The 14,228-nt window shown below is 76.8% G+C and carries 15 protein-coding genes; 8 read left to right on the top strand and 7 right to left on the bottom strand.

Translation table 11 applies throughout. From position 1 onward, the window contains the following. Positions 1-139: 139 nt before the first annotated feature. From DQ238_RS02125 to DQ238_RS02145, 5 genes are all read right to left on the bottom strand, one after another. Positions 140-925, bottom strand: coding sequence for an RNA methyltransferase (locus tag DQ238_RS02125; RefSeq protein WP_113779672.1), 786 nt, complete (start codon positions 923-925; stop codon positions 140-142). A gap of 100 nt (positions 926-1,025) precedes the next feature. Then, positions 1,026-1,421 carry a 50S ribosomal protein L20 gene (rplT, locus tag DQ238_RS02130; RefSeq protein WP_113779673.1) on the bottom strand — a complete coding sequence of 132 codons (396 nt, stop codon included), beginning with the start codon at positions 1,419-1,421 and terminating at the stop codon, positions 1,026-1,028. Between the two features lie 34 nt (positions 1,422-1,455). Beyond that, on the bottom strand, positions 1,456-1,650 hold the full coding sequence (rpmI, locus tag DQ238_RS02135) for a 50S ribosomal protein L35 (RefSeq protein WP_113779674.1): 195 nt from the start codon (positions 1,648-1,650) through the stop codon (positions 1,456-1,458). A 208-nt stretch (positions 1,651-1,858) separates the two neighbouring features. Beyond that, on the bottom strand, positions 1,859-2,488 hold the full coding sequence (gene infC, locus DQ238_RS02140; RefSeq protein ID WP_199506086.1) for a translation initiation factor IF-3: 630 nt from the start codon (positions 2,486-2,488) through the stop codon (positions 1,859-1,861). Between the two features lie 334 nt (positions 2,489-2,822). Beyond that, a complete protein-coding gene (locus DQ238_RS02145; RefSeq protein WP_113779676.1) occupies positions 2,823-3,293 on the bottom strand; it encodes a PH domain-containing protein in 471 nt (156 codons plus the stop codon). A gap of 141 nt (positions 3,294-3,434) precedes the next feature. Between DQ238_RS02145 and DQ238_RS02150 the strand changes: the two genes are divergently transcribed. From DQ238_RS02150 to DQ238_RS02170, 4 genes are all read left to right on the top strand, one after another. After that, positions 3,435-4,181 (top strand): GAF and ANTAR domain-containing protein, encoded by a 747-nt coding sequence (locus tag DQ238_RS02150; RefSeq protein ID WP_158550692.1) that lies wholly within the window; start codon positions 3,435-3,437, stop codon positions 4,179-4,181. Next, positions 4,181-5,644, top strand: coding sequence for a PP2C family protein-serine/threonine phosphatase (locus DQ238_RS02155; RefSeq protein ID WP_233495640.1), 1,464 nt, complete (start codon positions 4,181-4,183; stop codon positions 5,642-5,644). Before DQ238_RS02150 ends, DQ238_RS02155 begins: the two co-directional genes overlap by 1 nt. A 137-nt stretch (positions 5,645-5,781) precedes the next feature. Next, positions 5,782-6,915, top strand: coding sequence for a uroporphyrinogen-III synthase (locus tag DQ238_RS02160; protein WP_233495641.1), 1,134 nt, complete (start codon positions 5,782-5,784; stop codon positions 6,913-6,915). Positions 6,916-7,721: 806 nt separating this feature from the next. Beyond that, on the top strand, positions 7,722-8,522 hold the full coding sequence (locus DQ238_RS02170; RefSeq protein WP_113779680.1) for a hypothetical protein: 801 nt from the start codon (positions 7,722-7,724) through the stop codon (positions 8,520-8,522). 16 nt (positions 8,523-8,538) lie between these two features. On the opposite strand, the gene DQ238_RS02175 is transcribed toward DQ238_RS02170, so the two are convergent. Beyond that, complete coding sequence (locus DQ238_RS02175) at positions 8,539-9,351, bottom strand: AraC family transcriptional regulator (protein WP_113779681.1); 813 nt, start codon at positions 9,349-9,351, stop codon at positions 8,539-8,541. A 114-nt stretch (positions 9,352-9,465) separates the two neighbouring features. Here DQ238_RS02175 and DQ238_RS02180 point away from each other — a divergent pair, with 114 nt between their 5' ends. Next, on the top strand, positions 9,466-9,927 hold the full coding sequence (locus tag DQ238_RS02180) for a DUF2000 domain-containing protein (protein ID WP_113779682.1): 462 nt from the start codon (positions 9,466-9,468) through the stop codon (positions 9,925-9,927). On the opposite strand, the gene DQ238_RS02185 is transcribed toward DQ238_RS02180, so the two are convergent. Then, complete coding sequence (locus DQ238_RS02185) at positions 9,902-11,506, bottom strand: bifunctional NAD(P)/FAD-dependent oxidoreductase/class I SAM-dependent methyltransferase (RefSeq protein ID WP_113779883.1); 1,605 nt, start codon at positions 11,504-11,506, stop codon at positions 9,902-9,904. The genes DQ238_RS02180 and DQ238_RS02185 overlap by 26 nt on opposite strands. A 68-nt stretch (positions 11,507-11,574) precedes the next feature. On the opposite strand from DQ238_RS02185, the gene DQ238_RS02190 reads away from it, so the two are divergent. The 3 genes from DQ238_RS02190 (at position 11,575) to DQ238_RS02200 (ending at position 14,168) form a co-directional block, all read left to right on the top strand. Beyond that, positions 11,575-12,159 (top strand): helix-turn-helix domain-containing protein, encoded by a 585-nt coding sequence (locus DQ238_RS02190; RefSeq protein ID WP_199506087.1) that lies wholly within the window; start codon positions 11,575-11,577, stop codon positions 12,157-12,159. Positions 12,160-12,466: 307 nt separating this feature from the next. Continuing rightward, positions 12,467-13,399, top strand: a complete 933-nt coding sequence (locus DQ238_RS02195; protein WP_199506088.1) for an alpha/beta hydrolase — start codon at positions 12,467-12,469, stop codon at positions 13,397-13,399. Between the two features lie 130 nt (positions 13,400-13,529). Continuing rightward, positions 13,530-14,168, top strand: coding sequence for a GNAT family N-acetyltransferase (locus DQ238_RS02200; protein WP_113779684.1), 639 nt, complete (start codon positions 13,530-13,532; stop codon positions 14,166-14,168). The last annotated feature ends 60 nt before the right edge of the window (positions 14,169-14,228 follow it).

Consider the following 14,228-nt stretch of genomic DNA (forward strand, 5'->3'; position numbering starts at 1 on the left):
CGATGATCACCGGTCGGAGTGCCCGGAGGCGGCCCCCGTCCGCCACCCCCTGCAGGGCCCCGCCGCCGGCCCCGTCCCGGGTCCCGCCCGAGCGAGGGGGGGAGGACGGGGTCCTGTCACGGTGGGGGCGGGGGGCCTCCTACTGGGCCAGCTGGGTGGTGTAGAGGCAGATCGCCGCGGCGGCGGCCAGGTTGAGGCTCTCGGCCCGGCCGCGCATGGGGATGCGCACCCGCGCGTCGGCCAGCGCGGCCAGCTGCGCCGGCACGCCGCGGGCCTCGTTGCCGAACAGCCAGACGACCCGGCCGGTGAGGCGGTCGGTCACCTCGGGCAGGGTCGTCTCTCCCCCGCCGTCCGCGGCGAGCACGGTGGCGCCGGCGTCCCGCAGCCGCGGCAGGAGGCCGGCCAGCGCCGTCCCGCGGACGACGTCGACGTGGAAGAGGCTGCCCGCGCTGGCGCGCACCGCCTTGCCGCCGTAGGGGTCGGCCGACCCGGCGCCGAAGACCACCGCGCCGGCACCGCAGGCGTCGGCGGTGCGCAGCACCGTGCCGGCGTTGCCGGGGTCGGCCAGCTCGGCGAGGGCGACGGCCAGCCGGGGCGGGTCGGCGGTCAGCCGCTCGGCCGGCACGTCCCGCAGCGCGCAGACGGCGACCAGCCCCTGCGGGGTGACCGTCTCCGACAGCGAGGCCGCCGCCCTCTCGGTGACCCGCCGGACCGGCACCGGCGTCGCGGCCAGCAGGTCGCGGTGCGCGGCGGCGGCCGCGTCGGTCACGAAGACCTCGCGCACCCGGGCCGGGTCGGCCAGCGCCTCGGCCACGGCCTGCCGGCCCTCGGCGAGGAACAGCCCGGCGGCGTCCCGCTCGGCCCGGCGGGTGAGCCGGCGCGCGGCCGCCACCCGCCCCGACCGCTCGGTGAGCGGCTCGGTCACGCGTTCCCTCCTCCGCGGCGGACGTGGTCCCCGGACACGCCGACGCCGCCGGCGCCGGCCCGAGGGACCGGACGCCGACGGCGTCGGGAGGGGCGTGACTTCAGGCGGCGGCGCTGCCGGTGGCGCCGCCGGCCGGGGCGGCGGCGACGGCGGCGCGCGCGGTCTCCACCAGGGCGGTGAAGGCGGCCGGCTCGTTGACCGCCAGCTCGGCGAGGACACGCCGGTCGAGCTCGATGCCGGCGAGCTTGAGGCCCTGCACGAACCGGTTGTAGGTCATGTCGTTCTGGCGGGCCGCGGCGTTGATCCGGGTGATCCACAGCTTGCGGAAGTCACCCTTGCGGACCTTGCGGTCGCGGTACTGGTAGGTGGCCGAGTGCAGGACCTGCTCCTTGGCCTTGCGGTACAGGCGCGACCTCTGGCCCCGGTACCCGCTGGCGGCCTCGAGGGTCGTCCGGCGCTTCTTCTGGGCGTTGACCGCCCGCTTCACGCGTGCCACTGAAGGGCTCCTGTCTTCTCGTTACCGGGGGCGCTCAGAGGCCCAGCAGCTTCTTCATGTTGCGGGTGTCGGCCGGGGACAGGACCTGGTCCTGGTCCAGCCGGCGCTTGCGGCGCGAGGACTTGTGCTCGAACTTGTGCTGGTTGTTGGCCTGCTCGTGCATGAGCTTCCCGCTGCCCGTCACGCGGATCCGCTTCGCGGTGCCCTTGTGGGTCTTCTGCTTCGGCATGTCCTCGGTGTCCTCGTTCGTCTGTGATCGGCGCCGTCGGCGCCGGGAGCAGCACGCGGCTGCCCCGACGGCGCCGGTGCGCCTCGGTGGTGCGGTCGTGCGGCCCTCCTGCAGGGTCCCGGCCCCGTCCAGAGGCTCGCCGTGAGCCTGCGAACGGTGAGGAGGACGGGGTCCTTCTCCGAGTGGCGGGGGGCAAGAGGGCCCTTCTTCAGGCGCGGGGCGCCTGCTCCGAGGCCGACTGCTCGCCCCTCGCCTGCCGGCGGCCCTGCTGCGACTGCTGCGCCTGCTGGTTGCGGTGCGGGGCGATCACCATGACCATGTTGCGGCCGTCCTGCTTGGGGTTGGACTCCACGACGCCGAGCTCGGCGACGTCGGCGGCCAGCCGCTGCAGCAGCCGGTAGCCCAGCTCCGGCCGGGACTGCTCGCGGCCGCGGAACATCACGGTGATCTTGACCTTGTCGCCGCTCCTGAGGAAGCGCTCGACGTGGCCCTTCTTGGTCTCGTAGTCGTGCGGGTCGATCTTCAGGCGCAGCCGCATCTCCTTGATGACGGTCATCGCCTGGTTCCGCCGGGCCTCGCGGGCCTTCTGGGCGGACTCGTACTTGAACTTCCCGTAGTCCATGAGCTTGGCGACCGGAGGCCGGGCCATGGGAGCGACCTCGACGAGGTCGAGCTCGGAGTCCTGGGCCAGGCGCAGCGCCTCGCCGATCGGCACGATGCCGACCTGCTCGCCCTCGGGGCCGACCAGGCGGACCTCGGGGACGCGGATACGGTCGTTGATGCGGGGCTCGGTGATGGCCTCTCCTCTGCTCTTGCACGGGAGGGCTCGCTCGTCCACCCGGACCCCGACGAGCAGAGGGCCCCGCGAGCTGCTGCTCACGGGGCCCACTCGCCGGTGCGCCGAGCCAGGAGGCTCGTGCACGCCGCGGGGACCGGCCGGTGGCCGGGCTCCGCGATCCGGGGACCTGGACGCCGGGGCGGCGGCAGGTGGGAGCGGGCTCCTCTTGGTCGGCGGCCTGGGGCGCAGGCCGCCTGCGTGGTTCGCGCGCCTCGGTGTAGCGGGGAGGCGCGTACATGCTACAGCGCCGCGGGCCGTCCGGACATTCCGCTCGCCCGGCCCCCGTGCAGGGTCCCCGGACGGGGCCGGAGCGCGGGGGCACGGGGGTCCCTGCTCATCCCCGGGTCGCCGGCGGCTGCGCCCGACTGGCCGCCAGCAGCGCGCGCAGGCCCTCCACGGCGTCCACCGCCCGGTCCCCGTCGGCGCCCTGCACGGCCAGCAGCGCGAACTCATCGTCGTCGGTCGTCAGCACGGTGGCCCACCGGAACCGCTTGTCGAAGCGGACGGCCCGCACCGCCGTCCAGGGCAGCTCGCGCTGCCCGAGCAGGTTGCGCACCCGGATGCCGGTGGCGTCGGCGTCCACCCGGGGCCGTCCGAGGGCCAGCAGCCCGCCGCCGAGGACCAGGCCCAGCCCGACCACGGCGACCTGGTCGGCCACGGTGTAGCGGGCGACACCGGTGACGTTGTCCGGCAGCGACACCCCCACGTAGGTCAGGACGGCGGCCACCACGACGGCGAGCACGGCGCACAGGGACCGCCACCGGCGGGGGACGGCGGAGACGGCGGGCGGAGCGGGCGTCGGCACGGCTCCATGGTCCCAGGTGGGACGGCCGCCACCGTGCCGACGACCGGCCGGTCCACACCCGCGGGGGGCGTTACCCTGGAAGAGCGCTGTGTCCTCCGTCCAGCACCGGCGGGGCGTGCGGCCGACCACCGAGGGGTGCGCGTGCGCTCCGACCCTGCAAGCAGTGACCGTCCCCGCGACCTCCCCCTGGCCGACGAGCTGTCGGCTGTGTTCGCCCGCATGGCGGGCCTGCTGCTGTCCGAGGAGACGGTTGCCACGGCGCTCGGGCTGGTGAGTTCGCTGGCGCTGGACACCGTCCCCGGGGCGGTGGGCGCGGGGGTGTCGATCGTCGACGAGCGCGGCCGGCGCAGCTCCGGGTCCACCGACGCCCGGACCGAACGCGCCGACGCGCTGCAGTACGAGCTCGACGAGGGGCCGTGCCTGGCGGCAGCGGCGGGCCGTGAACTGGTCCGCATCGACGACCTGGCCACCGACCGGCGCTGGCCGCGCTGGGCGGCCGCGGTCACGCCGCTCGGGCTGCGCGCCGCGATGAGCGCACCGCTGATGGCCGGCGACAGCTCGCTGGGCGCCCTGAAGGTCTACGCCGAGCGGCCGGGGACCTTCGAGGAGCCCGCCGAGCGGCGGCTGGTCCTGTGCTCCGCGCAGGCGGCGATCCTCGTCGCCAACGTGCAGACCCGTGACCGGGCGCGGCGGCTCAGCGAGGGCCTGCGGCAGGCCGTCGCGACCCGGGACGTGGTCAGCACGGCCAAGGGCGTGCTCATGGCCAGGCACGGCGTCCCCGAGGACGTCGCCTTCACCATGCTGCTGGCCCGCTCGGGTGAGAAGGCCGGGACGCTGCCCGAGGTGGCCCGGGCGGTGGTCGACTCCGCCGTCCGCCGGCGTCGATGATGACCAGACCCGGGCAGGTCCCGCCCGAGGAGGAGCAGCGCCGGGCGCTGCGGTCGGCCCTCGAGGTCGCCGACCTGACGCTGGAGCAGGTCTGGACGCGGTTCTTCGCGCTGGGCGGCAACGCCGACCTCCTCGAGGTCGACGGCCACCTGCAGGGGCTCATCCCGCTGGCGTCCGCGGAGGCCGACGTGCTGGCGCACACCCTCAACGAGCGCCTCGACGAGCTGTTCACGCAGCGGCGGGTGCCCTACAGCACCCCGATCCGCCGGCGCCCGCCGGTCAGCGGGCCGTTCGCCGCGCTGCTGCACCTGGTGCAGGCCGCCCACTCGGCGCCGCCGGACCGGCTGGCCGCCCTGGCGGCCGAGGCCGGCGCGGCCATGGGCGTGGGAGTCGACGTGCACGTGGCCGACCACGAGCAGCGCCGGCTGTGGGCGCTGTGCCCGGCGGGCGGCCGGTCCGGGGAGTCGCTGCCGATCGACGGCTCCCTGCCCGGCCGGGTGTTCCAGACGGTGCGCCCCCTGCCCTCGGAGGCCGGCGGCGTGCCCCGGCTGTGGTTGCCACTGCTCGACGGCACCGAGCGGGTGGGCGTGCTCGAGGTGCGGGTCGGTTCGACGGTCGAGCTGTACGACCCGGCGCTGCGGCAGGAGTGTGGCTGGCTGGCGGCGATGGTCGGCTCCCTCGTCGTCACCATGGCGCAGTACGGCGACGGGCTCGAGCGGGCCCGCCGCAACCGGCCGCCCACGCCGTCGGCCGAGCTGCTGTGGCAGCAGCTGCCGCCGCTGACCGCCGCCAGCGACGCCTTCGAGCTGGCCGGGCTGCTGGAGCCGGCCTACGAGGCGGGCGGGGACGCCTTCGACTACTCGCTGTCCGAGCGCAGCGTCTCCCTGGCCGTCTTCGACGCGATGGGCCACGGGTTGCCGGCCGGGCTGCTGGCCGCGGCGGCCCTGGCGGCCTACCGCAGCGCCCGGCGCGACGGCCGGGGCATCGACGACCAGGCGCGGGCCATCGACGAGGTGGTGGCCGACGCCTTCCCGGGCAGCGCGTTCGTCACCGGCGTCCTCGCCGAGCTCGACGTGGGCAGCGGCCGGCTGCGCTACGTCAGCGCGGGCCACCCGGGGCCGCACCTGCTGCGCGGTGGGAAGGTGGTCAAGCGGCTCGCCGGTGGGCGACGGGTCCCGTTCGGGCTGGGCGACGGGGCGCTCACCGTGGCCGAGGAGGCCCTGCAGCCCGGCGACTGGCTGGCCCTGCACACCGACGGGGTCACCGAGGCCCGGGACGCGGCCGGCGCCTGGTTCGGCGAGGACCGGCTGGTCGACCTGCTCAGCCGCCAGGTCGCCGCCGGCCAGCCGCCGCCGGAGACCGCGCGCCGGCTCGTGCACGCCGTCCTCGAGCACCAGCACGGGCTGCTGCAGGACGACGCCAGCGTGCTGCTGGCCCGTTGGGTGCGCGACCCGCGGCCCTGAGGGCCCTGTCCTGAGGGCCCTGTCCTGAGGGCCCTGTGACGCGCTCGACGCCCGGCCCGGCACATCCCCGCGACGAGCAGGACGCACCATGGGAGCACCGCGACGAGTCGTGGATGCGCGTTCGACGAGGGGGAACCGTGACCGACGTCCTGCCCGAGGCCGAGCCCGGCGACGAGGCGCCGCCGCTGCCCCTGGCCGGCTACACCGTCGCGGTGACCGCGGCCCGACGCCGCGAGGAGCTCGGCGTCCTGCTGGCCCGGCGCGGCGCACGGGTGGTCTACGCGCCGGCGATCCGCATCGTGCCGCTGGCCGACGACGCCGAGCTGGTCGCCGCGACCCGCGCCGTCCTGGCGCAGCCGGTGGACCTCGTAGTCGCCACGACGGGGGTGGGCTTCCGCGGGTGGCTGGAGGCCGCCGACGCCTGGGACCTGCCGCTGGTCGACCACCTGCGCGGCGCCCGGGTGCTGGCCCGCGGCCCCAAGGCGCGCGGCGCGATCCGCGGCGGCGGGCTGGTCGACGCGTGGTCGCCGCCGTCGGAGTCCTCGGCCGAGGTGCTCGAGCACCTGCTGGCCGGCGCCGAGGGCCCGCTCGCGGGACGGCGGATCGCCGTCCAGCTGCACGGCGACCCGCTGCCGGACTTCGTCGACGCCCTGCGGGAGGCCGGCGCCGAGGTGCTCCCCGTGCCGGTCTACCGGTGGGCGCTGCCCGAGGACGTCGCCCCGGTGCGCCGGCTGGTCGGCACGATCGCCGCCCGCGCGGTGGACGCGGTGACGTTCACCAGCGCCCCGGCGGCGGCGAGCCTGCTGGCGGTCGCCGACGAGCTGGGCCAGCGGGCGGAGCTGGTGGCCGCGCTGACCGACGGCGTGCTGCCGTTCGCGGTCGGGCCGGTGACCGCCGGGCCGCTGACCGCGGCCGGCGTCGCGTCGGTGCAGCCGGAACGGTCCCGGCTGGGGGCGCTGGCCCGCGAGGTGGTCGCCCGGCTGCCCGAGCGCGACCCGGTGCTGCGCGTCGGCGACCACGACGTCCAGGTGCGCGGGTACGCCGTGCTGGTCGACGGCCGGCCGGTGGAGCTCGCGCCCGACCCGATGGCGGTGCTGCGGGCGCTGGCCGTCCGGCCGGGCACCGTGCTGTCCCGGGCCGAGCTGGTGACGGTGCTGCCCGGCGGCGGCGACGGGCACGCGGTGGAGATGGCGGTGACCCGGCTGCGCGCCGCGCTCGGTGCCCCGCTGGTGGAGACCGTCGTCGAGCGCGGCTACCGCCTCGAGATCTGAGACCTCCAGGCTCCCTCCCTCTTCCGGCCTTCCGGCCTTCCGGCCTTCCGGCCTTCCGGCCTTCCGGAGCTGATCATGGGGTTGTTGCCGGCGACACGCGTCGACACGCCGTCGGCACCAGCAACAACCCCATGATCACGAGCGAGGAGGCGGCCTCCTCCCGGGCACCGCCGGCCACGTCCCGGGCCCCGGCGGTCCCTGCAGGGTCCCGCCGCGAGCTCGCGAGCGGTGAGGGCGGGGGGTCCTTTCCCACACCCCGGCCATGCGGGCCTGTAGGCGCAGGTGGACCGCCCAGGTGACGACCGGGCAGACGACGGAGAAGGCGATGAACGCCAGGTAGGCGCCGTCCCCGCTGCCGGTGGTGGGGAACGACTGTCGGCCAGCGAGCCGCCGAGCGGGCGGATCAGCGAGCCGAGCAGCGGGCCCAGCCAGGTCAGCGGGGCCGCGGCCAGCGGGGTCGCGAAGTCGTCGGCGAACTGGATCTGCAGCACTTGGCCGAAGGCGGAGCCGAACCCGATGAACGAGCCGAAGGCACCGATGTGGAGGGACGACTTGGTGTGGGTGTGCGGCTCGCGGGTCGCCTCGCGCATGGTCCGCGGCTGGTTGCGTGCCGTGGTCGGGTCGTCCATGAGCAGGGCCGCACCGGCGGCGGCGGCGACGATCAGCGGGATGTGGACGGCCAGGATCCGCCGCGGGTGCTCGACCCCGGCCGTGGCCAGCCGTCGTGCTCACCGCCGCCGACCCGCCGTGGTGAGGCCCGCGCGCAGCCGCGTGCACGGGCTCGTCGAACCGGAGAGGATCGGAGGGTGACCACGACCGAGGACTCCGCGGCAGCGGGCCGCTCGCTGCTGGAGGCCGGCGCCGCCGTCGCCGGCTCCATGAGCCGGGCCGCGGCGGCGGTGGTGTTCCCCGGCTCCGCGGGCCCGACGCCGGCGGTGCGCCTGGACGATCCGCTGGCCCGCTGCCTGGGGACGGCCGCCGACGAGGCCGCCGCGCTCCCGCTGTCGCGCGAACGGGCCCGCGCCGGCGCCGTCCTCGCCTTCGCCGTCGAGCACAGCGCCACCCTCTCCGGCGGCGGCCGGCGGATCCGCGACGACGGCTTCTTCGTCCCGCGCGCGGGGGGCCGCTCGGCGGCCGACGAGGTCACCGAGGCCGTGGTCGCCGCGGCCCGCGCCGCGGTGGACGAGCGGCGGGTGCGGCACCTGGGCTACCTGCTGGCCGAGGTGGCGGTCTCCCCCGACCTGGACGCCGCGCTGGTCGACCGGGCGCTGCGACTGGCCGCCGGCCTGCCGTGGCGGCAGCTGGTCCTGCTGGCCGCGGTCGGCCGGCGCGAGCGCGCGCCGCTGCCGATGACCCCGCTGGTCGACGACCCGCGCGGCTGGACGGCGTGGGGCGCCCGCGAGGACGTCGCCGACCTGCAGCGGGCCGGGCTGCTCGACCCGCCCCCGGCGCAGCCGCGGCCGGGTGGCGCCGCCCTCCCCCGGCTGCGTCCGGCCGACCTGCGGCTGACCCGCCGCGGCGTGCTGGTGCACCGGCTGATGGCACTCGGGTTCGTGCTGGACGACGACGTCGCCGCGGCCCTGGCCGAGCTGTCGCCGTCCGCCTAGCGCGGTCGGCTGCGGGCTAGCGCGTCCGGCTGCGGGCGTAGGCCGCCGGCGTCGTCGCGAGCATCCGGCGGAAGTGCCGGGTCAGGTGCGCCTGGTCGTAGAAGCCGACCGCCGGGGCCACCTGCGCCGCCGGCATCCCGTCCAGCAGCAGCCGCCGGGCGCGGTCGACGCGTCGACCGGTGAGGTAGCGGTGCGGCGCCAGCCCGTGCCGCCGGGTGAAGGCCCGCACCGCGTGCGTCGGGTGCACCCCCAGGGCGGCCGCGGCCTGGTTCAGGTCGACCCCCTCGGTCAGCCGGGCGTCGATCAGCTCGCGCAGCCGGTCGGCGACGGCGTCGTCGCGCACCGGCGGGGCCGGCGCCACCATCCGGTCCAGGTGCTGACCGAGGCGCTGCAGCACGAAGGTCAGCCGGCTCTGCGCCTCCAGCCGGTCGCGGCCCGGGCGCAGCGCAGCGTGCAGGGCGGAGATGCGGGCGCGCAGGACGCCGTCGTCGATCGCGGGCCGGTCGACGGCCCGGCCGATCCGGTCCTCGCCCAGCGTCGGTGCGTCCAGGTAGAGCACCCGCTTGCAGAACCCGCCCGGCGAGTGCGCGCGGCCGTCGTGCGGCACGCCGGGCGGCAGCAGCGTCACCTCCGCGCGGGAGGCGCCGTGGGCGTGCCGGTCCAGGTCGTAGCGGACGGCGCCGTCGTCGACGAGCAGCAGGGTCCAGCAGTCGTGGGTGTGCGACGGGTAGGCGTGGTCGGCGAAGCGGGCGTGGAGGACCTCGGTCAGGCCCGGGACGTCCGGGCGCCATGCCGTCACCTGGGCCACGACGTCGGCACGAGCCGCCATGCCCCGAGCGTACGAGGCCCGGCGTACGCGACCCCCGGCGTACGCGACTCCCGGGCGTACGGGGGTCAGGAACGTACAAGACCGCGGCGCCGGAGGAGCCGGACGCTGACCCGCATGGACACCGCCACCGCGCCCGCCACCTCCCCGGGCACCGACGAGCCCGGACCCCCCTGGCCGACCAAGATCGCCGTCGTGCTGCGGGACGACCTGCTGCCGTGGCAGGAGCTCAACGTCACCGCCTTCCTCGCCGGTGCCGTCGCCGCGGCCGTGTCCGAGCTGATCGGCCGGCCGTACCAGGACGCCGACGGCACCGGCTACCTGGCGATGTTCCGCCAGCCGGTGCTCGTGCTCACCGGCACCGGCGAGGTGCTGCAGCGGGCCCGGACCCGTGCCCTCGAGCGGGGGTTGCCGCTGGCGCTGTTCACGGCCGACCTGTTCGCCACCGGCGGCGACGCCGACAACCGGGCGGCGGTGGCCGCGGTGGCGGGGCCCGCCCTCGACCTCGTGGGGGTCGCGCTGCACGGGCCGAAGAACGTCGTCGACAAGGTGGTCAAGGGCGCCCGGATGCACCCGTGAACGGCCGGCGGCGAGCCCGCAGCACCGCGTCGGCCACCTCCTGGACGTCTCCCTCGTGCCCGCGCGCCGTCCGCAGCCGGGCCTCGGCGACCTGCACCTCCCACTCCGCCGGGTCGAGCAGCCGGGCCAGCTCCTCGGCCGGCGCGAAGTACTCGGGCCGCGCGTGCTCGCGGATCCCCCGCGCCAGGTCGCTCGGGTCGTGGGCGACCACGAGCAGCGTCCCGCCCGGGACGACGGCGGCGGCCAGCCCGGCCAGCACCTCCTCGCGGACACCCGCCGCCGGGTGCAGGAAGGAGCTGGTCACCAGGTCGTAGGCGGTCGCGGGAGGCGGCTCGGCGGTGAGGTCGGCCTGCCGCCACTCGATCCGCTCGGCCAGTCCCCGCTGCTCCGCGGCGCGGGCACCGCGACCGAGCGCCACGGGTGAGAGGTCGAGCGCGGTGACCTGCCAGCCGCGCTCGGCCAGCCAGAGCGCGTCGCCGCCCTCGCCGGCTCCGGCGTCGAGCGCCCGGCCCGGCGAGAGGTCGGCCACCTCGGCGACGAGCACCGCGTTGGCGGAGCCGCTGAACAGCTGCGGCGCCGAGCGGTAGCGCTCGTCCCACCACGCCTGGTCGTGCACGACCTCCCCGTCGGCGTGCCGGTGCGCGGCGACGGCGCGGCCGGCGTCCTCGGCGACCAGGTCGGCGTTGATCCGCGCGGCCGCCGTCAGACCCGCGGCCGCGGAGCCGACGACCTGGACGCTCGGACCGGTGACGTTGCCGGCGACCCAGACCCCGGGGACGGCGGTGGCACCGGTCGGGTCGGCGGGGACCGCGGTGCCCAGCAGCTGCCCGCCCATCAGCACCGGCTCCGGGACCAGGCCGAGCGGGGCGAGGAGGTCGGCGCGGGCGTGCACCACCGGGGAGACGACCAGCGCCTCGCAGGCCCGGACCCGCCCGTCCGCCAGCCGGACGCCGGCGAGCCGGTCGTCGACCACCTCCAGCGCCACGACCCGGCCGTCCACCACGGCGATCCCCCGGGCGGCCAGCTGCTCGGCCTCCTCGGCGCTCGGGGCCGGGCCGGTGCAGCGCAACAGCGTCACGTCGTCCGAGAGCTGCCGGAACAGCAGCGCCTGGTGGACGGCGAACGGCGTCGTCGCCAGGACGGCGATGCGGCGGTCGCGCACCTCCCAGCCGTGGCAGTAGGGGCAGTGCAGCACGTCGCGCCCCCACCGCTCGCCGAGCCCGGGGACGTCGGGCAGCTCGTCGACGGCGCCGGTCGCGACCAGCAGCCGGCGCGCGTGCACGTGGTCGCCGTCGGCCAGCTCCACCGCGAAGCCGTCGTCACGCCGCCGGAGCCCGGTCACCCGCCCGGGGCGGACCTGCGCGCCGTACCCGGTCACCTCGGCCCGGCCGAGCGCGGCGAGCTCGGCCGGCGGCGTCCCGTCCCGCGTCAGGTAGTCGTGCACGTGCCCGGCCGGTGCGTTGCGCGGCTCGCCCGCGTCGACGACCAGCACCGAGCGGCGCGACCGGGCCAGGGCCAGCGCCCCGCTCAGCCCGGCGGCGCCGCCGCCCACCACCACTACGTCGTAGTTCTCGTCCATGCCGGGCACCGTGCACCGGATGGACCGCGCCTGGCAAAGCTCCTTGCCAGAATGGCAAGGTGTCGGGTGTGCCGGACGAACCCGTCGAGCCCGTCCTCGCCGCGGTCGGCCCGCGGCTGCGTACGCTGCGCCGCCAGCGCGGCGCGACGCTGGCCTCCCTGTCGGAGACGACCGGCATCTCGGTGAGCACGCTGTCCCGGCTGGAGTCGGGGCAGCGGCGTCCCACGCTGGAGCTGCTCCTGCCCCTGGCCCGGGCGCACCGGGTGCCGCTGGACGAGCTGGTCGGCGCACCGCCCACCGGCGATCCGCGCATCCACCCGCGCCCGGTGACCCACCACGGCGTCACCTCGTTGCCCCTGACCCGCCGGCCGGGCGGTGTGCAGGCGTTCAAGCAGGTCTACCCGCCGGGCTGGCCGGGTGGGGAGCCGGCGCAGCAGGCGCACGAGGGGTACGACTGGCTCTACGTGCTCTCCGGCCGGCTGCGGCTGGTGCTGGCCGAGCACGACCTGCTGCTCGGCCCCGGGGAGGTGGCCGAGTTCGACACCCGCACCCCGCACTGGTTCGGCAACCCGGGGCCCGAGCCGGCCGAGGTGCTCACCCTGTTCGGCCCGCAGGGCGAGCGGATGCACGTCCGCGCCCGGCCGCGGCGCTGACCGCCGTCCGCCGATCTGCGGCCGGTGGACCCCCTCCGGAGTCGATCATGGGGTCCCCTCCGGAGTCGATCATGGGGTTGTGGCACGCGACACGCACGGACGCGCCGCGGAGGGCGGCCACAACCCCATGATCACGGCGGACGCGGGGCCCTCCTACGAGGCGCGGGAGGGCGGTTCTTCAGACCTCGACGACCAGGTCGACGTCGTGCACCGGGCGGCTCACGGCCCCGGTGCCGCTGCCGTTGGACCGCACCGCCGGGTGTGACCTACGTTACGCACGTCGAGACGCCGACGTCAGGAGGACCTCGTGCCCGTGCACCCGCAGACCGCCGAGCTGCTCGCCGCCATGGAGGCGCAGGGCACCCCGGACTTCGCCGACCTGTCGGTGTCCCAGGCGCGCGACCTGGCGGCGGCCTTCAAGGACATGCAGGCCCCGGCGCCCGAGATGGCCTCCGTCCGCGACCTCACCGTCCCCGGTCCCGCCGGCAACCTGCCGGTCCGCGTCTACACGCCCACCGGCTCGCCGCGGGGCGTGCTCGTCTACTTCCACGGCGGCGGCTGGGTCATCGGCACCATCGAGATCGTCGACTCCCCCTGCCGGGCGCTGGCCGACGCCGCCGGCTGCGTCGTCGTCGCGGCGCAGTACCGCCTGGCGCCCGAGTCGGCCTACCCGGCAGCGCCCGAGGACTGCTACGCGGTGACGCAGTGGGTGGCCGAGCACGAGGCCGAGCTGGGCACCGAGCCGGCCGGGATCGTCGTGGCCGGCGACAGCGCCGGGGGCAACCTCGCCGCCGTCGTCGCCCTGATGGCCCGCGACCGCGGCGGCCCGCAGCTGGCCTTCCAGGCGCTGATCTACCCGGTGACCGACGTCGCGAGCTTCGAGACCGACTCCTACGGGCAGAACGCCGAGGGCTACCTGCTGACGGCCCGCTCGATGCGCTGGTTCCGCGACCACTACGTGCCGGACGAGTCGCGCCGCGCGGAGCCCTACGCCTCTCCCCTGCGGGCCGACGACCTCTCGGGGCTGCCGCCGGCCTTCGTCGCCGTCGCGGAGTTCGACCCGCTGCACGACGACGGCGAGCGCTACGCCAAGGCCCTCGAACAGGCCGGCGGCCAGGTCGAGCTCAAGCGCTACGAGGGCCAGATCCACGGCATCTTCTGGCTCAGCGGCGCGTGCAGCCAGGCCTTCGACCCGCTGGTGTCCGACCTCGCCGCCGCCGTCCGGAAGGCGCTCGGCTGACGAAGGGCCCTCCTGCCCCCCACCGTTCGCAGGCTCACGGCGGGGCCCTGAAGGAGGGCCGGCGGCGGGACACGGCAGGGGGCCGGCGGTGCCCGGGAGGGGCCGACGAAGACCCCCATGAGCTCATCGGGTGAGCGACCGGGTCGTGACGGTGCACCTCGGGGCTCCCTCGGTGCGCCCGGCCGAGCAGCGCGACGTGCCGCGGATCGCCGCGACGCTCACCCTCGCCCTCACCTCGTCACGGTGGGCCCGCTGGGCGCTGCCCGAGGACGGCCGCACCCAGCGGCTCACCCGGCTGGCCGAGCTCGACGCCGGGCACCGGGCGGTGTCCACCGGCACCGGCTGGGTCACCGAGGACGTCACGGCGGTCGCCACCTGGCAGGCCCCGCCCGGTGAGCCGGGCACCCACCCGCTGCCGGACGACGTGCGCGCCGCGCTGGCCCGGGAGCTGCCCCACATCGCCGGGTCGCGCTGGGACGCCGTCCGCCGCACCCGGGAGCTGGTGGACGCCGCCCGCCCGGCCGAGCCGCACTGGTGGCTGGCCCACCTGGGCACCCGGCCCAGCAGCCGACGGCGGGGCTACGGCAGTGCCCTGCTGCAGCCGGTGCTCGACCGCTGCGACGCCGCGGGTCGGCTCGCCGCGACGGCCGTGTACTCCTGGGCCGGGGTCCGGTTCCTGCGGCAGGTCGGCTTCGAGGTCGAGCAGGCGATGCACACCGCGGACGGCGAGCTGCCGCTCTGGCTGCTGGTGCGACGGCCTCAGGGTTGACGGTGTCGATCCGGAGCCGGCCCGTTCGTCCAGAGGGTGAGTCGGCACGGTGCCGGCGAC

Source organism: Geodermatophilus sp. TF02-6 (assembly GCF_003319115.1).
GTDB lineage: Bacteria > Actinomycetota > Actinomycetes > Mycobacteriales > Geodermatophilaceae > Geodermatophilus.